The sequence below is a fragment of the Photobacterium sp. GSS17 genome (genome assembly GCF_028621875.1).
In the GTDB taxonomy this organism is placed as follows: Bacteria; Pseudomonadota; Gammaproteobacteria; order Enterobacterales; family Vibrionaceae; genus Photobacterium; species Photobacterium ganghwense.
In genome coordinates, this window is sequence record NZ_CP117518.1 from 878,852 (window position 1) to 902,681 (window position 23,830).

General features: G+C 48.5%; 22 protein-coding genes. 9 read left to right on the plus strand and 13 right to left on the minus strand.

Annotated features, from left to right (window positions below; translation table 11 throughout):
* Positions 1 to 75: 75 nt before the first annotated feature.
* Positions 76 to 558, minus strand: a complete 483-nt coding sequence (locus PGW97_RS20425) for a DUF1097 domain-containing protein (protein ID WP_273860587.1) — start codon at positions 556 to 558, stop codon at positions 76 to 78.
* 231 nt (positions 559 to 789) lie between these two features.
* Here PGW97_RS20425 and nagZ point away from each other — a divergent pair, with 231 nt between their 5' ends.
* Positions 790 to 1,794: a beta-N-acetylhexosaminidase gene (nagZ, locus tag PGW97_RS20430; protein WP_273860588.1), complete on the plus strand. Its 1,005-nt coding sequence runs from the start codon at positions 790 to 792 to the stop codon at positions 1,792 to 1,794.
* Positions 1,795 to 1,970: 176 nt separating this feature from the next.
* Here nagZ and PGW97_RS20435 read toward each other — a convergent pair whose 3' ends face one another.
* Positions 1,971 to 3,518 (minus strand): EAL domain-containing protein, encoded by a 1,548-nt coding sequence (locus PGW97_RS20435; protein ID WP_273860589.1) that lies wholly within the window; start codon positions 3,516 to 3,518, stop codon positions 1,971 to 1,973.
* A gap of 1,213 nt (positions 3,519 to 4,731) precedes the next feature.
* Between PGW97_RS20435 and PGW97_RS20440 the strand changes: the two genes are divergently transcribed.
* The gene (locus PGW97_RS20440) at positions 4,732 to 5,007 is read left to right on the plus strand and encodes a nitrogenase-stabilizing/protective protein NifW (RefSeq protein WP_047885778.1); all 276 of its coding nucleotides are present in this window, start codon (positions 4,732 to 4,734) and stop codon (positions 5,005 to 5,007) included.
* A 177-nt stretch (positions 5,008 to 5,184) separates the two neighbouring features.
* On the opposite strand, the gene PGW97_RS20445 is transcribed toward PGW97_RS20440, so the two are convergent.
* From PGW97_RS20445 to PGW97_RS20455, 3 genes are all read right to left on the minus strand, one after another.
* The gene (locus tag PGW97_RS20445; RefSeq protein WP_242551900.1) at positions 5,185 to 6,162 is read right to left on the minus strand and encodes a cation diffusion facilitator family transporter; all 978 of its coding nucleotides are present in this window, start codon (positions 6,160 to 6,162) and stop codon (positions 5,185 to 5,187) included.
* Positions 6,163 to 6,233: 71 nt separating this feature from the next.
* Positions 6,234 to 6,668 carry a thioredoxin TrxC gene (gene trxC, locus PGW97_RS20450; RefSeq protein ID WP_047885780.1) on the minus strand — a complete coding sequence of 145 codons (435 nt, stop codon included), beginning with the start codon at positions 6,666 to 6,668 and terminating at the stop codon, positions 6,234 to 6,236.
* A 384-nt stretch (positions 6,669 to 7,052) separates the two neighbouring features.
* Positions 7,053 to 7,511, minus strand: coding sequence for a hypothetical protein (locus PGW97_RS20455; protein ID WP_273860590.1), 459 nt, complete (start codon positions 7,509 to 7,511; stop codon positions 7,053 to 7,055).
* A 397-nt stretch (positions 7,512 to 7,908) separates the two neighbouring features.
* On the opposite strand from PGW97_RS20455, the gene pdhA reads away from it, so the two are divergent.
* The 3 genes from pdhA to PGW97_RS20470 are packed head-to-tail and all read left to right on the plus strand — an operon-like array spanning position 7,909 to position 11,142.
* Positions 7,909 to 8,997, plus strand: coding sequence for a pyruvate dehydrogenase (acetyl-transferring) E1 component subunit alpha (gene pdhA, locus PGW97_RS20460; RefSeq protein WP_047885782.1), 1,089 nt, complete (start codon positions 7,909 to 7,911; stop codon positions 8,995 to 8,997).
* Complete coding sequence (locus PGW97_RS20465; RefSeq protein ID WP_273860591.1) at positions 8,990 to 9,973, plus strand: alpha-ketoacid dehydrogenase subunit beta; 984 nt, start codon at positions 8,990 to 8,992, stop codon at positions 9,971 to 9,973. The genes pdhA and PGW97_RS20465 overlap by 8 nt, the downstream gene beginning before the upstream one ends.
* Complete coding sequence (locus tag PGW97_RS20470; protein WP_273860592.1) at positions 9,970 to 11,142, plus strand: dihydrolipoamide acetyltransferase family protein; 1,173 nt, start codon at positions 9,970 to 9,972, stop codon at positions 11,140 to 11,142. Before PGW97_RS20465 ends, PGW97_RS20470 begins: the two co-directional genes overlap by 4 nt.
* An 82-nt stretch (positions 11,143 to 11,224) precedes the next feature.
* Here the strand turns inward: PGW97_RS20470 and PGW97_RS20475 are convergent, their stop codons facing one another.
* Positions 11,225 to 12,571: a DEAD/DEAH box helicase gene (locus PGW97_RS20475; protein ID WP_273860593.1), complete on the minus strand. Its 1,347-nt coding sequence runs from the start codon at positions 12,569 to 12,571 to the stop codon at positions 11,225 to 11,227.
* Positions 12,572 to 13,045: 474 nt separating this feature from the next.
* On the opposite strand from PGW97_RS20475, the gene PGW97_RS20480 reads away from it, so the two are divergent.
* The gene (locus tag PGW97_RS20480; RefSeq protein WP_443147138.1) at positions 13,046 to 13,657 is read left to right on the plus strand and encodes a DUF2238 domain-containing protein; all 612 of its coding nucleotides are present in this window, start codon (positions 13,046 to 13,048) and stop codon (positions 13,655 to 13,657) included.
* A gap of 194 nt (positions 13,658 to 13,851) precedes the next feature.
* Here the strand turns inward: PGW97_RS20480 and galE are convergent, their stop codons facing one another.
* A complete protein-coding gene (gene galE / locus PGW97_RS20485; protein WP_217393456.1) occupies positions 13,852 to 14,868 on the minus strand; it encodes a UDP-glucose 4-epimerase GalE in 1,017 nt (338 codons plus the stop codon).
* 202 nt (positions 14,869 to 15,070) lie between these two features.
* Between galE and PGW97_RS20490 the strand changes: the two genes are divergently transcribed.
* From PGW97_RS20490 to PGW97_RS20500, 3 genes are all read left to right on the plus strand, one after another.
* Complete coding sequence (locus PGW97_RS20490; RefSeq protein WP_273860594.1) at positions 15,071 to 15,997, plus strand: alpha/beta fold hydrolase; 927 nt, start codon at positions 15,071 to 15,073, stop codon at positions 15,995 to 15,997.
* Between the two features lie 57 nt (positions 15,998 to 16,054).
* On the plus strand, positions 16,055 to 16,570 hold the full coding sequence (locus PGW97_RS20495; protein WP_273860595.1) for an NUDIX hydrolase: 516 nt from the start codon (positions 16,055 to 16,057) through the stop codon (positions 16,568 to 16,570).
* Between the two features lie 302 nt (positions 16,571 to 16,872).
* A complete protein-coding gene (locus tag PGW97_RS20500; protein ID WP_047885789.1) occupies positions 16,873 to 16,980 on the plus strand; it encodes a hypothetical protein in 108 nt (35 codons plus the stop codon).
* Between the two features lie 26 nt (positions 16,981 to 17,006).
* Here the strand turns inward: PGW97_RS20500 and PGW97_RS20505 are convergent, their stop codons facing one another.
* From PGW97_RS20505 to PGW97_RS20530, 6 genes are all read right to left on the minus strand, one after another.
* Entirely contained in the window at positions 17,007 to 17,765 is a 759-nt protein-coding gene (locus tag PGW97_RS20505; RefSeq protein ID WP_273860596.1) for an SDR family oxidoreductase, read from the minus strand.
* A 32-nt stretch (positions 17,766 to 17,797) separates the two neighbouring features.
* Positions 17,798 to 18,700 (minus strand): 3-hydroxyisobutyrate dehydrogenase, encoded by a 903-nt coding sequence (gene mmsB, locus PGW97_RS20510; protein ID WP_047885791.1) that lies wholly within the window; start codon positions 18,698 to 18,700, stop codon positions 17,798 to 17,800.
* Positions 18,701 to 18,711: 11 nt separating this feature from the next.
* The gene (locus PGW97_RS20515; RefSeq protein WP_273860597.1) at positions 18,712 to 20,010 is read right to left on the minus strand and encodes an enoyl-CoA hydratase/isomerase family protein; all 1,299 of its coding nucleotides are present in this window, start codon (positions 20,008 to 20,010) and stop codon (positions 18,712 to 18,714) included.
* Positions 20,011 to 20,043: 33 nt separating this feature from the next.
* Complete coding sequence (locus PGW97_RS20520) at positions 20,044 to 20,826, minus strand: enoyl-CoA hydratase (RefSeq protein WP_273860598.1); 783 nt, start codon at positions 20,824 to 20,826, stop codon at positions 20,044 to 20,046.
* Between the two features lie 150 nt (positions 20,827 to 20,976).
* On the minus strand, positions 20,977 to 22,137 hold the full coding sequence (locus PGW97_RS20525; RefSeq protein ID WP_273860599.1) for an acyl-CoA dehydrogenase family protein: 1,161 nt from the start codon (positions 22,135 to 22,137) through the stop codon (positions 20,977 to 20,979).
* Between the two features lie 141 nt (positions 22,138 to 22,278).
* A complete protein-coding gene (locus PGW97_RS20530; protein ID WP_273860600.1) occupies positions 22,279 to 23,781 on the minus strand; it encodes a CoA-acylating methylmalonate-semialdehyde dehydrogenase in 1,503 nt (500 codons plus the stop codon).
* Positions 23,782 to 23,830 lie beyond the last annotated feature (49 nt).

Below are 23,830 nucleotides of genomic sequence, written 5' to 3' on the forward strand. Positions count from 1 at the left end.
CCATTTCGGGGCGGCATTTTTAAATCGTTTTAACTCTATTTCTTTATTTCTATATTTTTTATTTCTTTGAGAGAGTCAGTTTTGCTCTGCCGTAGCCAGGTTCGTTTTGGGTGCCAACCGCTGCTGCAACCATAGACCAGAGGTTTTCATGGTATAGCCGAATACGGCCCCCAAGATCAGTGAAGGTACTACCAGCTTCCAGTCACCAGAGGCGGCAAATGTGGCGCAAGAACCAATAAACGTCCCCGGAATAAAGCTCAACCACGATTTCTTTGCCTGCACACACATCAAAAACGCGACAACAGCAGTGACAATGTAACCAATAATTTCAAGGCTTGCCAGCTGTGACAGATAGATGATCATCATAGCCCAGAATACGCCGCTCATATTGGTAGCAATGCTCAGGCCAAGCCCTTTGATTCCGTCTTTAGGGGACGCGAAATACGTTGTGCAGCCCAAAAAGCCCGCCCAGCTCAGAAGCCCTAAAGAAACAGCAACCCAGCCCCACACACCAGATAAGATTCCGGTTGTAATTGCAATCGCCACTAGTACAGACATATCCCACTCTCTCAATGTTTGCTAAGGGTGCAGTGTAATGAAATCACCCGCTCCAAACATCAATACAGATCACATTTTCGCTTAATTGTTATCATTGGTTTTCAATAAAAAGTGATCACCATCACTTAAAGTTAATCAAAGCAGCCATCGCCTTTATCATCGCCACTATGTTTACCACGTTCCATTTAAGGCATAATGGGAACCATTAATGGCCTTACCTGAGGAGACCTTATGGGTCCTTTAATGCTTGATATTTCAGGCTATGAACTTGATGCAGAAGATCGTGAAATTATCCAGCACCCGACTGTCGGCGGGATCATTTTCTTTGCACGCAACTACCACAACCGTCAGCAACTCAGAGCGCTGACCAAAGAGATCCGCAAAACAGCAAATCGACCTTTTCTGATTGCTGTCGATCAGGAAGGTGGCCGAGTACAACGCTTCCGTGATGAATTTACCTTGCTTCCTCCTGCCAAAGCATTTGCGTCTCACGCACAGGGGTTGGAATTGGCACAGGACGGTGGCTGGCTGATGGCAGCCGAACTACTGGCTATGGATATTGATCTGAGTCTGGCTCCGGTACTGGATCTTGGTTTTGACTGTAAAGCAATTGGTGATCGCGCATTCTCGGATCAGCCTCAGCAAGTGATTCGCTATGCCAGCCAATTTATCAAAGGAATGAAACAGGCAGGCATGGCAGCCACCGGCAAACACTTCCCGGGCCATGGCGGTGTAATCGCCGATTCTCATCTGGAAACGCCTGTTGATTCTCGCGATTCAATCAAATCTCACGATATGACGGTTTTTAAAGCGCTGATTGAACAAAATCTGCTGGATGCAATGATGCCAGCACATGTCGTTTTCGACCACTTCGATAGCGCGCCAGCCAGCGGTTCTGAATACTGGCTTAAACAAGTACTGCGTCATGACCTGAAGTTCAATGGTGTCATTTTTTCTGATGACCTGAACATGAAGGGTGCAGACGTACTGGGTAGTTATGGTGACCGGGCCATCGCGGCACAGCAAGCAGGCTGCGATATGGTCATGCTTTGCAATAACCGCGAAGGCGCCATCCAGGCTCTGGATGGGCTGCCGCAAACGCAGGTACCGAGCCTAGAGACACTGTGTAAAAAATCGACCGGAGAATACAGCGAACTCACCGCATCGCGCATGTGGCAGGAAACGCAACAACGTATTTCTCGCTTAACAGAAGAATGGCGCGAAAAAAACGCCTGATCAATCTGTGATGAGCGGCGCTCTGGGTGCTGACCATTTCGAAGGGCTTAGTAGGGTTTTATTACAAGACACCGAGCGCTTCAACCATTTGAATGGCCGCATAATGCGGCCATTCACTAACAAAAAAATCTTTAATCAAAACCTATAATGTAGACGACTGTTATTAGTCTATTGGCTTAACCCATTTCCACCGGATCATCCCCAGTCCGTCGATTTGCCGCCATCGACTTACAGAAATACGCGAAATCCTGAAAATTCATTGGCTTACCAAAGTAGAAACCTTGCTGTAAGTTGACTCCCCGCTGAGCCAGATACATTGACTGCTCCAGCGTTTCAACGCCTTCTGCAATCATTTCCATTCCAGCCTCCCGGCCAAAAGCAATGATGGAATCAAGGAGTGACAGTTTGATATCACTGGTCCCAATGGTCTCAACGAACATCTTGTCGATTTTCAGACTCCGGATGTTCAGTTGCTGAATGTAACTAAACCCTCCATACCCTGTCCCCACGTCATCCAGCTTGACGTCTACCCCTTTACTTCTGAGCAAATCAATCACATCTGACGCCATTGCCAAATCCGTAAACTGCTTTCGCTCTGTAACTTCAAATGCGATTTGCCGTGGTGATATCTGAGAACGGTACAAAAGCGCCAGTGACTTTTCCATGATTTCATGGCTTTCCAGATGGTCTGGAATCACATTAATGCTGAGTACCTGCTGTGTTTGCTGCCAGTTCAGTTTACTGATTTCGTTCACCGCTTTGGTAATGAGCTGATCGGTAATAGGGAATATCTGACCACTTTTCTCGACGTAAGGGATAAATTCCATCGGAGAAATCATTTCATTATCAGGGCGTTGCCAACGCGCCAACATTTCACAGCCGTACAGGGTGTTTGATGCCACATCGACAATAGGCTGGTAAAAAGGAATAAATTCCTGCTTCGCCAGACCTTCATCCACCAGTGCATGTAGCGAGAGCTTACGACTTTGAATGAGTCGGTGACCAGCAAGAATCGCTCCCCCCAGAAAAACACCCATTAAAAACAGCGGCAACCAGAAAGCCTGGCGATAGCTATCCATTAAAGCGGACTGAACATAGACTTTTACAGTCAGTCTATCGATCAACGGGAAACTCATCAGTGGCGGGTTCTGTAACAGGCTGATATCGCCCCGCATCAGCACCACAGTCGGATTCAATTCAGCAGACACCGCCACCAGCAAACAACTGGTACAGTACTTATCTCGGAGTGAATCTGAGATCAGCGGTTCCAGGTACACCAACAACTTGCCTTTCTCAACGTGCTTCTCTACGACCAGCAACTGTTCGTTACTGTGGGCTTCGTTCGCCACCCACAGCCCAACGCCCTCTCTGAGCGAAGACACCAAAGGAAGTAGTTGTCTTTCCGGCTCAATACTTTCCATGCTGTTGCAATGACGGCCATCCGGCAACTGTAAACGCATCCGGCGAATCAAATAATCGTGATAGGTTAATTGCTGAAGTTGGCGACGATCCTGCTCAAGGCAATTAAATTCAAAGACGGAGGCTAATTGACTGAGCTTTTCAGGATAGTGAGTAATCTGGCTGGAATAATAACTTAAGGTCTGTTCCACATCAGAAGCAACTAAATATCGAACATATTGCCTTGAGGCATAACCATTAAACAAGGAACAGGCAAACGCGATACTCAGAACAAAAATAAGGGAAACGTAATAGTATTGCGTCATCCACGTTCCAAATCGACGACTGATACCGTCATCAAGATGGCAGAAATCTTTCAATTGCATATTTACCGCAAACTCAAACCAAACAATCCTGACGACAGGGTCAGAATCATCAACTAATCGATTCGCTCGGTATCTGTTTTTTCATCGGATTACATCAGCATTGAACAACCCGGTGACATTTACGAAGCAGGCAAATAACAATATTCATTAAAGAGCATATTAACAAGAGTGCATTTAACAATTTGTCGAGATATAGGTCACAACCGTGAGTGATAACCGATTGATAGAAAAGGTGTAAACTTAAAACTTTTCTTGCTGCCCAGATTTTTTAACGCCAGATGATTTTGCCTGCTTCACCACAATGGCTAATACAAAATCATCTATCGTGTCTAACAGCTTTCAGCTATGTACGGCAAAGACGTAAACCACACATGCTCGTTACAAAGCAATATAAAAACAAAAAGCGCCCTCAGGCGCTTTAACGGTTAACTGCAATGTCGAGCGTGTTCGATTACAGGGAGTCCCGAGAGTAATCCAAATCTTTGGTGCAACGTTTTTCTTTCAAAATGATGAATACTGCACCGACGATGAATGCTACAACTAACAGGGTTTCCATGAGAATACCTTAAACCTTTGAGATTATGCTCTTAATAGAGCTGCCAACACATCAAACCAAAGGTCTAAAAATTGCCTCTCCCACACATCAAAGCCAATTTTTAGACGTGAAATAAGATACCTGAACCGAACAAAAGATCTACTGAATTGTTATCGCACTGTGACACAATGAACAATAATTTTACGTTATTGCACAATTTCCAGAATAGCGATAAAAGCACTTGGTATGCGTACCAAAATAACGTGTCACAAGGCACAAAACAGCATGTAAAAATGGGTAACTGTCAGGCAGATAACTTACCTATATATTCTGTTCTGATTGAGAAAAAATAACCAGATAAGAATGAGTGATTATTCTTACTGTCTCAAATTAGATAATCTAATCGTACGAAAATTTCCGTCATTTCAGCCACCGTTTCCGACCGGCAACAGCAACGGACAGTAAGCAATCAAGAGAAAATTCTCTCACCGTGTTCGAGAGACGCTTTAGCCGCTGAATACATACCCAAGAAAATACACAATATACAGGAACTAAATCAAAGCCGATTCATTCCCCCTATGATAGTTTCTCTGCCTGAACTGACTCTATGCGCCAAATATGAGTAAAACTGACATTCAAAGCGTCGTTGCTAATTTTACGTCTATCGAGCAAGCCCTCGATTACTTTGACATTGGCTACGATAGCAAGTTTATCAATGAGTACCGAATCCAATTGGTGAAGTCATTTAATGGCTATCTGATACTGGAAAAACCTAAAGACTGGTTTGCTGCGCGTCGTGCCCTGAAAAATGCCTACTGCAAAATTCAGCGATCTCGGTTGGACAAACATACACGGCAGGCATGTCGGGGATGTACATCTTGCCAACGACGCTGATTAAGCATTGGGTTTCAACCATCCTTTCATTAGCAGGTGTTTGCTTCATTAAGATGTATTGTCCACTTAACACGTACCGTTAAATCGACATAACGCACATAATGCAAGCGCATTAAAAAAGGGCGTTTCCGCCCTTTTTATCACTACCAATCACTGACTATATGAGACAAGTTAGTTTTAGAGCCAACGAGCCTGTCCCGTAAAGGTCACAGATAACCAGGTGTCTCCGAGTTGATCATGCAGAGCATCCCAAAGCACTTGACGAACCTGATCCTGTCTTGTGGTTGTCCAATATTTTTCATCTTTAACCAAGATATTCACTTCCAGATCGTACTGACGACCTGTCTTGGCAAAGTGATGCGTGTAATCTTCGAAATGGTAGTCTTCCGCCAGTTTTTCGATCACACGGTCAACTTTCTTCTGGACACCGTCTTGCGGGGCAACCAGAAGCACTTCTTTCAGATTACGACGTAAAACAGTAATTGGCAGTACTGCAGCCGCCAGAGACAGCGCAGATACCAGAATGGGGTCCACATAGCGGTTCCATTGAGAATATCCCAACGAATCCAGGGCCATTACAAGTAAGAAGCCGACTAAAATTGCCGCACTGAGAATACCGTCAATCAGCCATTCCTGTGAGTCTACTCGCACCAACTCAGATTGCACTTTTTTGGCAATATGCGTTTCAGCAAAGTAGATACCAAAACAACAGAAAGTCGACATAACCGCATAAATCAACGCATGTTCGAGGACAATATCATGTCCTCCGCTGACAATGGTTTGCACACCATTAATAAACGCGAACAAACAGGTCACTAAGATGAGCAAGCCATTGACGACGTTAATAAGCGGTTCAATATGAGCATAACCAAACTGAAAGTGATGATCGTCAGGCTTTGCAACGAGATAGGCGGTATACAGGCTAAGGCCTGTCATCCCCATACTCATAAGTGAAAACATGCCGTCGAGAAGAATGGCATTGGATCCGACATACAATCCATACCCCACCCCGAGACTGGCTAAAACAACAGTACCAGCCAGGGACATTTTCAGCGCCAGACGCTCCTTACTAAATTTACGGCTAGTAGCCATAATCTCCTCCTCATTTATCTTGATTGGGCCGGATAAGCCCTGGGTTAATGATGAATAATTCATTGAATCTCTTTGATGTAAGTATCCGAAAGGATTGTTACATTAATACTATTAGCACAATGGCTTACATACCATCAAGCAGGGATCGCATCCTTCAGCCAGCGAATAAATTCATTTTTTCGCAACGCGGTGTGTAATGCGGCCTGCTGTTTACCTTTCTTAAATATCAGAATAGTCGGTACACCACGAATTCGGTACTTTTGTGCCAACACTTTGTTTTTATTTAAATTAACACGAACAAAGCGGTAATGATTACGATGTTGAGCCGCGACCTGATCAACAATGGGTTTAAATGTCTGACACGGGGTGCATTGATTCCCCCAGAAAACAACCACAACCGGTTTGGGCGATTGGATTAAACGCGTTAACTGGTTTGCATCAGCCTCAACGGGTTTACCATCAAGAAGTGGTTTCTGACAGCCCTGACAATCAGGTGTGTTTGACAAAGAGTTCGGCATTAATGCCGCAGAGCGCCCGCAATGCGGACAGGTTACCGAGAATGAAGACATAAAAGATGAAACTGACCAAAGACGCCTGATTGTACCAGAAATACCAATAAAGCAACACTGCCTAAGGTTGTTGGCTATGTTTTGCCTTCACCGTCTCGACGGCCTGTCCTAAGCCCTGACTGAACACCCACAATTTTCGCTTTGCGTTTTTGCGCCCGTCTAACGTCATCCCAACGCTTTGTTACGCGGCTTTCTGTAAGAGATTTTCTGAATGCCGTAATTATGTATGCCGTAATTCTATATAGTGCATTTCGTAGCCCGGCTTTACTGTAACCCAGCATTGCTGTAACCCGGCTTTGCCGAGACCAATCGGACCAGAAAGCACGTCGTTAGAGCCAAATCCAGAGACCGATTTACCCGAGAGCGTGACCAGATAACGGTAATTTACGGCACGGCTTTTTCAAGTTGCAGCCTTTCGATGTCATTAAAGAAATTAATCAGCTTCGCTCTGCTGACACTGTATTCAAAATCTGTCCCATCACAAAAATCATTGTCACGCTGTAAATCCGGACTTTTTAGCCAGACAAACTGGCAGGTGGCATGCAGCTCGCAAGCCTGATTACGCTCCTGCTCCAACTGATGCCAATAGTTAACAAAATGTTTCAGCGCATAATCCAGCTGTTCATAATTTTCTGCGCTTAATTCAGGCTGAAGCGATTTCAGCTCACTATTTCGCTCATCCATATACTGATCAAAGGATGCGGTTAATGATTGCATCGCACCGGTATGGTAACACTCTCCGTCAACATATTGTGCTTTCTGATTTGCAACATCACCTATATTATCCTGAGAAGTACAGGCTGCAACCAGGAATAACAACCCAAAACAACTGAACCCTTTCATAGCACACCTAAACGACTGATTTCAGGTAATCAAGGCACACCTGTCACCCTTTTTTATCGACTTTCAACATCCTGTCTTACCCTGTCCGAAATGTGCCCACATTTCACCTAGACTGCCAGTAATTATGCGCCATCCGGACGGATACCGCCGGGTAACAACGCTAAGTCTCAAGAGTCAGACAACTGTCGCATGGCTTATTCAATTCTGCTGCCAAAAAGCAAAGTGTACAGAATTATTTACTCATTTTAATTTAACAACCGAAAGCAGACGTTAACATTTTGATTACAATTACTACTATCGAGTGCGCCATGCAGTGCCCAAACTAATTATTGTCTACCCCGGCGCGCTCTTTGCATTGCTGTCCGCCTCTTTGAGGCAGCTACAGAAGGAGCTAACAATGAATGTCCAGGCTATGCCTATGCATCGCTTTATTGACCATGAGGGTCAACTGGTAAACCCCCTGCCAGCGTGGGCTGATATTGCCACATTGAAAGGATTCTATTGTGATATGGTGCTGGCGCGCACCTATGACAACAAAGCTGTTGCTTTGCAACGCACCGGGAAATTGGGGACTTACCCATCAGGTCTGGGTGCGGAGGCGATCGGTATTGCGGTAGGTCGCGCACTGAAATCCACCGACGTTTTCATTCCTTACTATCGTGACTTGCCTGCTATGTGGGCACGCGGCATTGGTATGGAAAAAAACCTTCAATATTGGGGCGGCGATGAACGCGGCAGCGACTTCTCTCCCAACGATCAACATTGCCGGGATCTGCCTTACTGCGTTCCAATTGCAACCCAATGTACACATGCTGTCGGCGTTGCCGCTGCCCTGAAAATTCAGGGGCAGCATCATGCTGCACTTGTTACCTGTGGTGACGGCGCAACGTCCAAAGGGGATTTTCTGGAATCGTTAAACTGTGCGGGCGCATGGAACATCCCTCTGGTATTTGTCATTAACAACAACCAATGGGCCATTTCCGTTCCCCGTACTATTCAGTGCGGTGCTGAATTCCTGTCTGATAAAGCCAAAGGTGCAGGTATTGAAGGGATCACCGTCGATGGTAACGACATTGTTGCCATGTATGACGTGTTGCTGAAAAAACTGGACAAAGCTCGGAAAGGAAAAGGAGCCACTCTGGTAGAAGCGGTCAGTTACCGCCTCAGTGATCACACCACAGCTGATGATGCCACCCGTTATCGCAGTGAAGATGAACTCCAGCAAGCCTGGCAGTACGAACCTATCTCACGTCTGAGAAAGTACCTGGTTTCTCAATCAGCGTGGTCAGATGAAGAAGACAAACAATGGCAACAGCATTGCAAGGATGTCATCGAAAATGTTGTCGAAAAATACCTGGCGATTATCCCTCAGCCGCCTGAGTCTGCCTTTGATTTCCTTTACGAATCGTTAGACTCAGAACTTCTCAAACAACGGGATCTCATCATCAATAAAGCAATGCGCATGCAGGGAGGCCAGCATGGCTGAAATTACTCTACTGGAAGCGGTCAACCTCGCGCTCCATCATGAAATGACACACGACCCGAATGTTGTTGTGCTTGGGGAAGACGTGGGCGATAACGGTGGGGTATTCCGAGCTACCGTTGGCCTGAAAGATAGGTTTGGCGTGAAACGCGTCATTGATACACCGTTAGCCGAAGCCCTTATTGGCGGCGTAGCTGTCGGTATGGCCACACAAGGGCTACGCCCGGTCGCTGAGTTTCAGTTCCAGGGCTTTGTTTTTCCGGCAATGGAACATCTGATTTGCCATGCGGCGCGAATGCGTAACCGTACCCGTGGTCGTCTGACTTGCCCGGCAGTTTTTCGTGCCCCTTATGGTGGGGGCATTCATGCACCGGAGCATCACTCTGAGAGCGTGGAAACTATATTTGCTCATACTCCCGGCATGAGTGTGGTTATCCCCTCTTCACCTCAGCGTGCTTACGGGTTATTGCTGGCGGCAATTCGCAGTAACGATCCAATCATGTTCTTTGAGCCAAAACGTATCTATCGCACGGTGAAATCCGAAGTGATCGATAACGGTCAGGCTTTACCACTCAATACCTGTTTTACGCTGCGTAAAGGCCGCGATTTGACACTGGTGACCTGGGGGGCCTGCGTAGTGGAATCACTGAAAGCTGCCAGTGCCTTGTCCAAAGTAGGCATTGAAGCTGAAGTGATTGATGTAGCCACAATTAAACCTCTCGATATGGCAACCATTACGGCGTCACTGGCGCGGACAGGCCGCTTGCTGGTTGTGCATGAAGCCTGCCAGACATGCGGTGTCGGCGCTGAGATCCTCGCCCGTATTGCAGAACATGACATGTGCCTGCTGAAAGCCCCACCTAAGCGGGTGACCGGGCCGGATACCATCATGCCTTATTACCGAAACGAAGATTATTTCATGATTCAGGAAGAAGATATTGTTGCAGCGGCGCGCGAGCTGGTGGAGGGTTGGAAATGAAAACATTTATGCTCCCTGACTTAGGGGAAGGTCTGGCAGAGTCTGAAATTGTTGAATGGCACGTCAAAGTCGGTGATATCGTCGAAGTTGATCAAATCGTGCTAACCGTTGAAACCGCTAAAGCCACCGTTGATGTCCCTGCCCCATACAGCGGCAAAATCGTCAGCCGTCACGGGGAAGAAGGTGATGTGATCAATATCGGCAGTCTGTTGCTGGAAATTGATGATGCAACAGCAGCTTCCGCAACTGTGAAACAGAAAGCCAGCCAGGCTGCAACACACGCAACTGCGAAAAAAGCGGATGCCGCTACCGTTGTCGGCAGTGTCGCCAGTCATGCACACGCGGTGAATGTCGATGAGTTCTGGGTTGGCAATGAGCGTGAAACGGCTGCTGTTCACCAGCTTACAGCTATGCCTTCCGCACGTTTACTGGCACAAAAGCTGGGCGTGGATCTGAATGCCATTAAAGGAACAGGCCCTTCGGGTGTGATTATTGATGCTGACGTATATAACGCCTGCGACAAACAATTGCCTGGTACTGAAGTCCTCAAAGGTGCCCGTCGCACGATGGTGGGCGCCATGGCGGAATCGCACAAGCAGATTGCAGCGGTAACCATTACTGAAGATGCCACGCTGGATCAATGGAAGCCGGGAGAAGACATTACAGCTCGTCTGGTATTAGCCATTGTTGATGCCTGTCAGCAAGAGCCGGCACTCAATGCCTGGTTCGATGCTGAAACCATGACCCGTTGTGTACATCAGACCGTCAACATTGGTGTAGCCGTTGACAGCAAACACGGCTTGTATGTACCCGTGCTGAGAAATGCGGATGAGTACAAGGCTAACGCTATTCGTCAGTGGGTGGACGAAACCGTCAAAGGTATTCGTGAGCGCAAGATTGGCCGTGATCAACTTCAACATGCGACAATCACCCTGTCGAATTTTGGCGCTATCGCCGGTATTTATGCCACACCGGTTGTGACGCCACCTCAGGTCGCCATTGTTGGTGCCGGACGCATTATTGAACGCGTCGCATTGAAAAACGGCAAACCGGTCATGGTGAAAGTCTTGCCGCTGTCGATGACCTTCGATCACCGAGCCTGTACCGGCGGTGAAGCAGCGCGCTTTATGAGGGCACTGGCTAAACACCTTGAGCAACCACACGCTTAACCGAGACAGTCAAGCAAAACACAAAAAAATGCCAGTCACTTGACTGGCATTTTTCATTGAGTGGTCTTTGATTGACGCTGAATTACTCTTCGTCAGCAGACGGTGTTTCAGGCCTGCGCTTTTTAGGCACAAACACGTTATCACCCACAGCCATGTTGTCGTAGAAGCGCTTATCCATCTTCTTCTTCGGTTTGTCAGCAGCTGGTTTGTCGCTCTTAGGTGCCTGAACTTTTGGCCCCGGCTTCTTCTTCACAAACTTCTTCTTCGGTGCCGGTTTCAAGCCCTTGAACTTGCCTTCCAGACCTTCCAGTGTTGTGAATTCAATCGATTGCTGCAGGAAAGCTTCTACATTTTTGAAGCTCTTCCAGTCTTTCGGACCAACCAGAGAAATCGCATCACCTTTATTACCGGCGCGGCCCGTACGACCAATTCGGTGAACATACTCTTCAGCATGTTTAGGCATGTCAAAGTTGATAACGTGTGAAACCTTGCTGATGTCCAAGCCACGTGATGCAACATCCGTCGTCACCAGAATTTTATGACAGTCACGTTCAAACTGGCTCATGATGTTGTTACGCTGAGTCTGGTTCATCTCACCACTCAACGCTACCGCTTTAAGTTTGCGCTCGTTCAGCAGTGTTGTCAGACGATCAGTATCTGCTCGTGTCGCCGTGAAGATGATCATCTGATCGTAATCTTCTGTTTCCAGCAACTTATCTAACAGCGCTTGCTTGTGATCAAGGTGATCACACAGCATGAAACGCTGAGCAATGTCGGTATGCGCTTCGGCAGAGTGGCCGACAGAAATGCGTTTTGGTGCATTCAGCATGTCACTCGCGATGCTGACCACATCGGCATGATCCAGTGTCGCGGAGAACATCAGTGTCTGACGGCGACGGTGATTTGCAGCTTCGTGAATACGACGCAACTGCGCTTCAAAACCCAGATCAAGCATACGGTCCGCTTCATCCAGAATCAGCATTTCCAAGCCATCCAGATGTGTGCTGCGGTGCTCAAGGTGGTCAGCCAGACGGCCCGGGGTGGCAATAACAAACATCGGGTCTTTACGCAGGGCTTTAACCTGATCATTGAAGTTTTCCCCCCCAACAATCAAAGCACCGTCATACGGTGTACCAGCGTTTAGCGTTTTCAGCTGAGCAAAAACCTGCTTCGCCAGTTCACGGGTTGGCGTCAGAACCAGCACTCGAGGATCACGACGAGTGAATGGCTTACAGCGGTACATACGCTGCATCGCTGGCAACAAGAATGCCAGGGTTTTACCGGAGCCCGTTTTAGACGAAGCCAGCACGTCCTTGCCGAGGATACCGACAGGAATCGCAGCTTGTTGAATTTCAGTTGGTTTATAGAACGCCAGGTGGTTCAGTTTTGAAATCAGGCGCTGGTCTAATCCAAGATCGTTAAATTGCAAAATGGTGCTCCGGTTAAGATGCTCTCAGATGAACAAAAACAATACAGTGATGCAAGACGTGATAACAATCACGCCAGAGTAAATTTATTAAGCAGGGAATTATACCATAATTCTGATGTGAGACACGAAAAACGTCCATATCTAGCGGGATTTCATGAACATAACCTGACAAGGGCTATTTTATACCCAGAGTCAGTAACAGAGGGCTGTCCGGAGATATCCACTTTCGTTTTGATTGGGTCTGATTTCCTTGACCAGCCCTGCCCTCTGCATCCGATTCTGTCAAATTTTTCTTTGGAATCAGTTTCTGACCATCATTTTCTGACAAAGCAATGCCAGTATATATGCCTTCAACCTCATATTGAGATACATTTAAAAACCCTGAAAGCGCTTATAGTAGAATCAGATTGAGGGTTGAATAACAAATAAAACACTGTATTATTTATTCATCTTACGAAGAACAGGATGTCTTATATGACAACAAAAACAATGACCTCTGAAAGTATCGGATTCCCTTTGCTTCTGGCATTGCTGATTACCTCAACCATTATTTGGTCTGGCATCAATCCAGTCTTTCCGCAAGTATGGATCGCGGAAATTATTCCGGTCTTACTCATTTTTATTCCACTGGTACTGACCTACCGCCTTTTTTCTTTTTCGCATACTGCGTATTGTTTTATGTCGGTCTGGCTCATTATGCATACCATTGGAGCCCACTACACGTTTGCTAACGTGCCATTCGACTGGTTTAACAACCTGGTTGGTTCCGAGCGCAATCATTTCGACCGTATAGCCCACTTTTCTATTGGTTTTTATGCATTTCCTATTGCTGAATTTCTGACCCGTAAAGGACATTGCAAACCCTGGCTGGCCGGTTTGTTTGGCCTGACTGCCATTATGGCTGTTGCTGCAGGATATGAAATCATCGAATGGTGGTACGCCATTCTGGCCGGTGGTGACGCAGGGATTGAATTTCTTGGCAGTCAGGGCGATATCTGGGATGCTCAGCAAGATATGCTGGCTGATACATTAGGCGCCCTTACCAGCCTGATCGCTTTTGCACTTATCAAGCCTTACCAGAAGTGAGCTCAGTGCCTCTCCTTTCGCTTATCGGAAAGAAGAGCATCGTTATAAAGATGCATTAATTCAGGCCACGCTGGTTTATAAAATCTGAGAGCAAAATGAAGCAAAAAAGCCCGCGCAAAACTGCGCGGGCTTTTTCAATGTAAACACTGATACATTTAGCTGTATCAACCCATTTCAGAGCAGAAGAAACGGGGTTACAAATCCGGATAGCCGGTCGGGTTCGCTGACTGCCAGCGCCAGGTATCCGCTGTCATATCATCAATCGTACGGGTCGCTTCCCAGTGCAACTCTGCTTTGGCTTTGGTTGGGTCAGCCCAGCATTCTGCAATGTCGCCCGGGCGACGTGGTGCAATTTTATAGGCGACATCAACGCCAGATGCTTTCGAGAAAGCTTCGACCATCTGCAACACACTGTAACCGTTACCAGTTCCCAGGTTATACACATGCAGCCCAGGTTCACGGCCTTTGTATTTCAGTGCGGCTAAGTGGCCATCGGCCAGATCCAGTACATGAATATAATCACGCACACCTGTACCGTCCACCGTTGGGTAATCATCACCGAAGACAGACAGAAACTCACGACGACCAACAGCAACCTGCGAAATAAATGGCATCAGATTATTAGGAATACCCTGCGGATCTTCGCCCATTTCACCCGACTGATGAGAACCCACCGGGTTGAAATAACGCAGCAGCGTAATGCTCATTTCCGGGTGGGCTGTCTGAATATCAGTCAGGCACTCTTCCACCATCAGCTTACTGCGGCCGTAAGGATTGGTTGCGCTGGTCGGAAAGTTTTCCATGATAGGTACGGACGCCGGATCACCGTAAACCGTGGCAGAAGAACTGAAGATCAGACTGTTCACGCCTGCCGCTCGCATTGCTTCAACCAATACCAGTGTACCGTGAACGTTGTTGTCGTAATATTCCAGTGGTTTTTCCACCGATTCGCCAACCGCTTTCAGACCGGCAAAATGAATCACCGCTTCAATTTGGTTTTCAGCAAAGACGCTATCAAGAAAAGCACGGTCCCGGATATCGCCTTCAAAAAAGGCCGGTGATACGCCTGTCAGCTTTTCGATACGAGCCAGTACTGACTTCTTACTGTTGTAGAGATTATCAACAATAATAGGAGTCAGGCCCGCTTCAATCATTTGTACACAAGTGTGGCTGCCAATGTAGCCCATACCACCCGTTACCAAAACACGCATGTGTCTCTCCCTGTCATCTTTTCATTACTCAAACAAGTGTATAAGTGGGTTTGAGAAAACGTAAACCTATCACATGACAAAGCAAAATACAGGCCTAGTTTGAACATCTGTCTAATTTCAAACCACAACGTCGTATTAAAAGTAAAAAGCTGCAGGATAAAATCGAACGCCGTATAATAGTTAACTCATCGGAGGAGCTATTATGACTACCACGCGACCTTTTCACTTTGTCCTTATCGCTATTTTTCTGTTGTTGAGTCTTACCGGTTGCGAGCTGGTTGACTGGAAAGCACGTCAGGATCACGACACTTTAACGGATGCCGGTTTTGAAGAATATTACCTGACACTGCAGGAAGGCGGACGAATCAAATACTGGGTTGGCGGTAAAGGTAAGCCGCTTCTACTACTGCACGGTTTCGGGGGCACCGCCATCTCCACATGGAAACGTGAGATGCTGGCACTGAATCAGGATTATCAGGTCATTGCTCCGGACTTAGCGTGGTTTGGGGATTCGTTCAGTGAAGGCACTCCAAACCTCACCACGCAGACAAACGCTGTCTGGCAAATTCTGGACGCCATGAAAATTGAGAAAGTCGCTGTTGCCGGTATTTCCTACGGTGGTTTTATTACTTACAACATGATGCTTAACCCCGAACGCATTGATAAAAGCATTATCATCGCCAGCCCCGGGCCCCTGTTCAGTGATGCAGATCTTCAGGCGCTTTGCCTGCGCGCAGGAGTGGAACATCCCGAGCAACTGTTTGTTCCGCAAAACGGGAATGAGGTCAGACGCTTGTTTGATCATGTTTTCTTTGAGCCGAAATCCATGCCGGATTTCGTTGCCACAGACATTTACAACAGCTATTTTTCGCCATATCGACAGGAAAAAGCAGACTTGATTCGCTCGCTGGTGCATGACAGGACGCGTATTGCAAATTTGCCGACGGATAACCTACCACCAAGCCTGTTGATATGGGGCGACAGCGATCAGATCTTCCCGCTACGTAATGGGATTGCCCTCAGCCACTACCTGTCGACGACCCTGGTTGTTCTTCCTAATACCGGTCACGGTGTCACTAATGAGCAACCACAGACTGTCGTTCGCTTACTCAAGAGTTTTCTTGGATAACAGGCTCTGATTGCGGGCATATGTAAAATCACTTAACGCACAACGGGTGAACCACTTATGAACACCAAAACACTCTGCCAATGGAAGTGCTTCTCAGTTGAGCAGTCTCCGCATACATTACCGGATGGGCGTGAAATCGAATTCACCACAGTACGCCACCCCGGCGCTGTTATTATTGTTCCGGTTAATCAGCACGGTGAACTGGTCATGATCCGCCAGTATCGCCCTGCCATTGGAGACTGGATCTTTGAGTTTCCTGCCGGAACACTTGAAGATAAGGAAAACATTCTGGAATGCGCAAAGCGCGAATTGGCTGAGGAGGTACAGTTGTCCGCCGACCATTGGCAGAGCTTAGGTGAATTGTTTCCGGTGCCGGGTTTTTGCGATGAGATCCAGCATCTGTTTTTGGCAAAAGACCTAACGTCTTGTTCCGGGGAGCTGGATGACGATGAAATCATTGATGTTGTAACAATGACACAATCCGAATTCCTGACAAAAGTTGCCAACGACGAAATTAAAGATGCCAAAACACTGGCTTCATTTCTGAAAATTCAGGCGAAAGATCTCTTGTAACTTTGTTTTACGTACTGCTCATCAAGTTATGTCTGCTCCTCACGTCTCTAATCTGCGACAACCGGTTAGCGCAGAGAGTTTCTTGAGCAAATGAAACCAGAGTTGTAAGTAAACGTGAAATAGGCGGGCATCGGGTTCGCCTTTTGACTAAAACTGTGGCATCGTTCCGCTCGATGACTGAAATGGCGATGTGAACATCGTGCCCCGAAATAACATCACCGTTAATACGGGCAAGATGCTGTCTTTGCAGCCCTTTCAGGCCCTCATTATTATTGATTCCAAGAGTAACTCAGATATTAACTATGGATACCTTGTTTACCATTCTCAATAAAATTGCCGCTTTCGTTGCCATGCTGATGTTTGTTATCGGTGGCGGATTGGCTCTGTATGCCATGGTATATGGCCAATAACTCTCAGGTTATTGGCCATCGCCGGGTTACATTCGCATCCCCCCGTCCACTTCCAGTACACGACCGGTAAAGTACTCATTTTCAAAAATGTATTTTACCGCGTGGGCAATTTCTGCAGGTTCTGCAATACGGCCAACCGGAATCATGGTTTTCAGCCGCTCAATGGCTTCCGGCTTAATTTGGCTGGCCATAGCCGTTTCCACCACGCCAGGTGCCACAGCCGCAGCCCGAATACCGTAACGTGACAGTTCTTTAGCCCAGCATACCGCCATGGTCGCAACTGCTGCCTTCGAGGCCGCATAGTTGGTTTGCCCCATATTGCCGGCTCGCGCAACGCTGGAAATATTGATGATGACGCCTTTGCTTCCGGTTTGGATCATGCTCGCGGCGGCCTCTCGGCCACACAAAAACGTGCCGGTCGCATTTACCGTCATGACAGAGCTGAATTGTTCCAGTGACATTTTGCTCATCCCTTCCGAGCCCGGCTTGACCAACAGCCCGTCACGGATAATTCCGGCATTGTTCACCAGCCCATTCAGTTTTCCAAAATCAGCCACAATGGCTGAGAATGTCTCTTCAACCTGAGCTTCATTGGTCACATCAGCCGCATAAATTTGTGCTTTTGCACTGAGCATATGGCACTGGCGCTGGGTCTCTTTAAGAGCATCCACATTCAGGTCAATCAAGGCTAACTCTGCACCGGCTTTGGCCAAAGTGACTGCCATCATCTGACCCAGACCTTGCCCGGCACCGGTAATCGCAATTGTCGCGTTTGTTAAATCCATTTGTTATCTCCTTTGCACTGAGTCATAACGAATTACTGGTTCTTTTTGCGGTAGAACTGGAACAAGCTTGAAAAGTCCTGTTGGTCATGACCAGCAGCGTTATGGAAAGCGTAAAGGTTACGGGCGAGCATCCCCATGGGTATCGCAGACTGGCTCCGGGTTGCCGCTTCCAGCCCCAGTCCAAGGTCTTTGAGCATCAGCTTAGTCATGAAGCCAGGTTTGTAGTCATTGGATGACGGCACAGACGCCATGATACCCGGGCATGGGTTATACAATTCCAACGCCCAGTTGCGACCGGAACTCTGCATCATGATGTCTGACAGTACTTTCGGATCCAGGCCATTATCGATGCCGAGGCTCAGAGCCTCACAAGTACCAGACATTAAAATCCCCAGCATCAGGTTGTTACAGATTTTAGCCATCTGGCCATCACCGGCTTTACCTGCATGGAAAATATTTTTCCCCATGTGCTGAAGCACACTCCGGGCTTTCTCGAATGCGCTGTCTGAACCGCCGACAATGAATGTCAGTGTACCGGCCTGCGCACCGGCAACCCCACCCGATACCGGCGCATCCACAAATTCGAATCCTAGTTTTTCTGCTTCTGCCGCCACGATTCGTGCAGAATCAGGATCAATTGTGGATGAATCAATCAGGAAGGTGCCCGGCGCAATCATTTTTAGCAAACCACTGCCTCCCTGATGATCCCCCAGATACACAGCGCGAACATGCTGACCGGCCGGCAACATAGTCACAACGGTATCCACACCGGAAACCGCTTCTTCTAACGAACGTGCCGCGGTCGCCCCCTGCGATTCCAGCGCTTTGGTATGTGTCGGGTCGATATCAAACACCGTGACTTCACAGCCTGCTTTCAGCAAATTGGCAGCCATGGGTGAGCCCATATTTCCTAAACCGATAAATGCAATTTTCATGACTTTCTCCTTTAGTTGTAATGGGCTGAGGCTGGTTGCCCCTTGCTGATGAGTCCCAGTTGCTGCAAAGGATGCTCGTTATCCGCCCAAAGCGGGGTGAACAATTGCTCGATGACTGCAATATCAACACTGTCAACGTCTTTAAATCGCCAGTTTGGTTGTCCGGTTTTCTCAATCAGGCGCGCTTTCACCCCTTCATAAAACTCGCCAAGCAACCCGCAACGTACCGAAAGGGTCAGCTCCATACGGAAACAGTCCGCCAGAGACTCCTCATGGAACTGCGTGATCTGGCGATAACAAATGTGCGCCGTAATCGGACTCCCGGCAGCGAGCGAGGATTTCGCCTGCTGCAACCATTTATCCGGTTCGGCATGATTGCTGACAATCTCAGGCATTGCCTGAATATTGCGGCAGATTTCACTTAGAGAGCCATACTGACAAGCTGCCTGAATCGCAGGTAAGTGAGGTATCAGCTGACTGTCCGGGTGGGAGGATGTGGCCGCACTCCCCAAAGTATCCAGTACTTCTGTCACGCCGGCATAGACTTCCGACTCATCCCAGTCATAGTGTTGCAAACCGCTCAGTAGCTGAGACTTCTGCTCTGGCAGCAACACATGCTCAGTCATTGACAGTGCCAAAGCATCGGTTGCATTCACCTGTGCGCCAGTCAGCCCAAGGAACAATCCCACGCCTTGCGGCAACCGATTGAGGAACCAGGTCCCTCCGACATCCGGATACAGGCCGATGGTGATTTCCGGCATTGCAAGACGGGTTGATGGTGTCGAAATACGATGGCTGGCACCAATGTAGAGGCCGATACCGCCTCCCATTACAATCCCTTGCCCCCACACAACCACTGGCTTGGGATAGGTATGAATCATGTAATCCGTGGTGTATTCCAGTGCGAAGTAATCGGTTAAAAAACCTGTGGTTCGACAGCCTGGATGCGGTTTGTCGCTGTGCATAGAGTGACGAGTTGCAACATCACCTAAGAATTGGCTGCTCGCACCATTCTGGCCAGATTTTGCTTTACCGCCATCTGTGACACCGTCACTCTGATGTCGAGCTTCATCCATCACCTGATACATGGATCGGACATCGCCACCAGCGCAAAACGCTTTTTCACCCACGCCATGAAGAAATACGCAAACCACATCGTCATCATCCTGCCAATGCAGCAGTGCCTCATGCAGCTGAACCAGCATGTCATAGCTCAGCGCATTCAGTGACGATGGATTATCCAGCTCCGCGATGCCAATTTTACGGCCGTTCTTACAAGGCAACTCTTGAATATTTACTTGTCCCGCCATGCGGTTCGCTCCTTATTCTGCTTGCTGCGCGGCTTACTGGTTTTTCCATTCCGGACGTCGTTTCTCAAGAAACGCCGTGACCCCTTCCGTCTGATCAGCGGTATCGAACAGTTTGACAAACAGCTCACGCTCACGCATCAAACCATGGTTGTGCGGCTCTGAACGGCAGTTTTGAATCAGGATCTTGCACGCTGCTACTGATGACGGAGATTGGTTAGCCACGGACTGCGCTATTGACATTGCCGCTTCCAGGCTTTGTCCGGTCGCCACCACCTCTTCAACCAATCCAATTTCCAATGCACGTGACGCGGTCACGCGCTCACCGCACAGGATCATCCGCTTCGCCCAGCCTTCGCCCACCAACCAGGTCAGGTTCTGGGTACCCCCCGCACAAGGCAGTAGGCCTACTTTTGCTTCGGGCAGTGCCAGTTCGGCATGCGCTTCAGCAATTCGGATATCACATGCCAGTGCAACTTCAAGGCCGCCACCCATGGCGTACCCATTAATTGCCGCAATCGACACCCCACGAAAGGCAGATAAAGTTTCGAACGCTTCGCCAAATGCCTGCGCCATGCTGACCGCCACGCCTTTGTCACCGCTGGCAAACAGATTAAGATCAGCGCCGGCTGAGAAAAATTTCTCACCCTGTCCGGTCAGCACCAACGCATAGATAGAAGGATTTTTGTTCAGCGCTTCCACCGTTTCTTTCAACTGGTGAAGACTTTCCGCAGTCCAGGTGTTGGCTGGCGGGTTATTCATGGTCAGTACGGCAATATGACCTTCAATCGTGAGCAAAATCGCACTTTCATTCGACATGGAATCTCTCCCTCTGCTGCCGGTAAGTTTCACTCACATTCCGACAGCGTTTTTCGAAGCCTTGTGTTTCGTGATTGCTTCGTTGTTTGATTAGTCCAGCCTTACTGCTTGGCTGTAGTGATGTTGATGCTGCAGAGATCACAGAGGTGATCACAGCAATTCAGCCCCTTCAGCCAGAACGCGGCGAGAGATGATCAGACGCATGATCTCGTTGGTGCCTTCCAGGATCTGGTGCACGCGTACGTCACGGAAATGACGTTCCATGGGGTATTCTTTGATGTAGCCGTAGCCGCCATACAGTTGCAGTGCTTCATCACACACTTTGAAGCCCACATCGGTCGCAAAGCGTTTAGCCATGGCACAATACGCCGTTGCATCCGGATCGCCGTTATCCAGTTTAAACGCGGCATAACGCACTAACTGACGCGCAGCCACCAGCTCTGTCACCATATCTGCCAACTTAAACTGCACGGACTGAAACTGAGACAGTGATTGCCCGAACTGACGACGCTCGGCGACATATTGTTTGGCATTGTTGATCGCCTGCTGGGCCGTTCCCAGTGAACAGGACGCAATATTCAGACGTCCGCCATCAAGCCCTTTCATGGCAAATTTGAATCCTTCACCTTCCTCACCCAGCCGGTAATTGACCGGAACCCTGACATCATCAAAGGTGACGGAACGGGTCGGCTGACTGTTCCAGCCCATTTTGGGTTCGCGACGACCATAACTGACGCCGGGCGCATTGGCCGATACCACGAAAGCGCTAACACCCTGTGCCTTATTAGCCGTGGCAGATGTTCGGGCCATCACCACCAGCACATCTGTATCACCGGCACCGGAAATAAAGGCTTTCGCCCCATTGATGACATAGTGATCGCCTTGCAGCACAGCCGACGTCGTCAATGATGCCGCATCAGACCCCGCATTGGGCTCTGTCAGGCAGTAAGACCCCAGCATCTCACCCGTCACCAATGACGGACAAAAAGCCTGCTTCACGTCATCTGTACCGAATGAGGCAATCATCCAGCTCACCATATTGTGAATCGTCATAAAGGCTGTGGTTGAGGTACATCCCATTGACAGCTGCTCGAACACAATTGACGCATCCAGACGTGGTAAACCCAAACCACCCTGCTCTTCCGGTACATACAAGCTGAGAAACCCCATTTCTCCGGCTTCTTTCAGCACGTCTTTCGGGAAAATATGTTTTTCATCCCATTCGGCGGCATTGGGTGCCAGACGCTCTTCGGCAAACTGGCGAGCGGCATCTGCAAACGCCCGCTGATCTTCATTCAGTGAAAAATCCATTCATTACTCCTTCAATTGTTCCGCATCCCTGATGACAAAAGCCGCCTACGTAACCATGACTCGCAGACCGCTTTCGTCTTTCGTCTTTCGTCTTTCGTCTTTCGTTATTGCCCACTTACCACGTTCTATTTCAACTACGTTTTAGCGCAGGTGAATAGTCATGTTCGGGCCATCAGGGATATCGTCGTAGAACCAACGCGAAGTGACTGTCTTCGTTTCGGTATAGAAACGAATGGCTTGTTTCCCGTAAGCATGCAGATCGCCATAGAAGCTGCCACGCCAGCCGGTGAAAGAGAAGAATGGCAGAGGCACAGGAATCGGTACGTTAATACCTACCTGACCCACCTGAATGTGATGCTGGAATTTGCGAGCCGCCGCACCGCAGGCCGTGAAAATAGACGTACCGTTACCGTACGGGTTGTTATTGATCAGTTCGATCGCTTCATCCAGCGTATCCACTTCCAGACAGATCAATACCGGACCAAAAATTTCCTGCTGATAAATCGACATCTCAGTCGTTACGCCGCTAAACAGCGTCGGACCGACCCAGTTCCCTTCCGGATATCCGTCAACGGTGCACTCGGAACCATCCAGTTCACAGCGGGCACCTTCGTCTTTCCCTTCCTGAATCAGCGAAAGAACACGGGCTTTGGCCTGCGGGCTGATCAATGGGCCATAGCCTGCATTGCTGTCATTCCAGATGCCCGGCTTCACTTTGCTCATGGCTTCTTTCAGTTCAGGCAGGATCTCTTTCGCCGAGCCCACCAGCACCGCCACCGAAATAGCCATACAACGCTGACCGGCAGCCCCCACTGATGCCCCGACCAGATTATTGACGACCTGATCTTTATTGGCGTCAGGCATCACCACCATGTGGTTTTTCGCGCCGGCAAACGCCTGAACACGTTTCAGGTTGTGGGTACCGGTCTGGTAGATGTAGCGGGCAACTGGCACAGAGCCGACAAACGAAATCGCGCGGATTTCCGGATGATGCAACAGGAAATCAACCTGTGGCTTACCGCCATGCACTACTTGCAGCACGCCTTTGGGCGCACCAGCTTGCTCAAACAGTTCCACCAAGCGGATCGCTGTCAACGGCACTTGCTCAGAAGGCTTTAGAACAAACGTGTTACCCGCCGCAATCGCCATCGGGAACATCCACAGTGGAATCATGGCCGGGAAGTTAAATGGTGTGATACCGCAACACACGCCGAGCGGTTGCGTCATGGAGTAACAGTCAATGTCCGTGGCGACGTTCTCAACAATTTCGCCCATCATCATGCTGGAAATGTTGGCAGCCTGCTCAACCACTTCGATACCGCGCCAAACGTCGCCTTTGGCATCCGCAAAGTTTTTACCGGTTTCACTCGACAGCAACTCTGCCAGTTCATCATGATGCGCTTTTAGCAGGTGCTGGTATTCCAGCATCAGACGCGCACGCTCCGGCACCGCTACCTCTTTCCAGCGCTGGAAAGTGTCGGCGGCACTGGCAATTGCCGCGGCCATTTCATCATCTGTCGCCATTGGCACGCGGGCGATTGGCTGGTTGGTAGCCGGATTCGTTACATCAATCCACTGTTCAGACGTCGATTTTGTCCATTCACCGTCGATATACAGTGGTACGTGTGGCATTGAATCAATCATTGCTTGCTCCCTGGGATCCTACCCTGATTTGTTGCGGCTTTTCCGTGCA

Excerpts from the sequence above, each read along its gene's own strand:
- trxC (WP_047885780.1), bottom strand. The coding sequence starts at position 6,668 with ATGTCTTCATTCTCGGTAACCTGTCCGCATTGCGGGCGCTCTGCGGCA.
- PGW97_RS20505 (WP_273860596.1), bottom strand. The coding sequence starts at position 17,765 with ATGGATTTAACAAACGCGACAATTGCGATTACCGGTGCCGGGCAAGGT.
- PGW97_RS20520 (WP_273860598.1), bottom strand. The coding sequence starts at position 20,826 with ATGTCGAATGAAAGTGCGATTTTGCTCACGATTGAAGGTCATATTGCC.
- PGW97_RS20480 (WP_443147138.1), top strand. The coding sequence starts at position 13,046 with ATGACAACAAAAACAATGACCTCTGAAAGTATCGGATTCCCTTTGCTT.
- pdhA (WP_047885782.1), top strand. The coding sequence starts at position 7,909 with ATGAATGTCCAGGCTATGCCTATGCATCGCTTTATTGACCATGAGGGT.
- PGW97_RS20435 (WP_273860589.1), bottom strand. The coding sequence starts at position 3,518 with ATGACGCAATACTATTACGTTTCCCTTATTTTTGTTCTGAGTATCGCG.
- PGW97_RS20525 (WP_273860599.1), bottom strand. The coding sequence starts at position 22,137 with ATGGATTTTTCACTGAATGAAGATCAGCGGGCGTTTGCAGATGCCGCT.
- PGW97_RS20445 (WP_242551900.1), bottom strand. The coding sequence starts at position 6,162 with ATGAATTATTCATCATTAACCCAGGGCTTATCCGGCCCAATCAAGATA.
- PGW97_RS20455 (WP_273860590.1), bottom strand. The coding sequence starts at position 7,511 with ATGAAAGGGTTCAGTTGTTTTGGGTTGTTATTCCTGGTTGCAGCCTGT.
- PGW97_RS20440 (WP_047885778.1), top strand. The coding sequence starts at position 4,732 with ATGAGTAAAACTGACATTCAAAGCGTCGTTGCTAATTTTACGTCTATC.
- PGW97_RS20465 (WP_273860591.1), top strand. The coding sequence starts at position 8,990 with ATGGCTGAAATTACTCTACTGGAAGCGGTCAACCTCGCGCTCCATCAT.
- PGW97_RS20530 (WP_273860600.1), bottom strand. The coding sequence starts at position 23,781 with ATGATTGATTCAATGCCACACGTACCACTGTATATCGACGGTGAATGG.
- mmsB (WP_047885791.1), bottom strand. The coding sequence starts at position 18,700 with ATGAAAATTGCATTTATCGGTTTAGGAAATATGGGCTCACCCATGGCT.
- PGW97_RS20425 (WP_273860587.1), bottom strand. The coding sequence starts at position 558 with ATGTCTGTACTAGTGGCGATTGCAATTACAACCGGAATCTTATCTGGT.
- galE (WP_217393456.1), bottom strand. The coding sequence starts at position 14,868 with ATGCGTGTTTTGGTAACGGGTGGTATGGGCTACATTGGCAGCCACACT.
- PGW97_RS20500 (WP_047885789.1), top strand. The coding sequence starts at position 16,873 with ATGGATACCTTGTTTACCATTCTCAATAAAATTGCCGCTTTCGTTGCC.
- PGW97_RS20515 (WP_273860597.1), bottom strand. The coding sequence starts at position 20,010 with ATGGCGGGACAAGTAAATATTCAAGAGTTGCCTTGTAAGAACGGCCGT.
- PGW97_RS20490 (WP_273860594.1), top strand. The coding sequence starts at position 15,071 with ATGACTACCACGCGACCTTTTCACTTTGTCCTTATCGCTATTTTTCTG.
- PGW97_RS20470 (WP_273860592.1), top strand. The coding sequence starts at position 9,970 with ATGAAAACATTTATGCTCCCTGACTTAGGGGAAGGTCTGGCAGAGTCT.
- nagZ (WP_273860588.1), top strand. The coding sequence starts at position 790 with ATGGGTCCTTTAATGCTTGATATTTCAGGCTATGAACTTGATGCAGAA.
- PGW97_RS20495 (WP_273860595.1), top strand. The coding sequence starts at position 16,055 with ATGAACACCAAAACACTCTGCCAATGGAAGTGCTTCTCAGTTGAGCAG.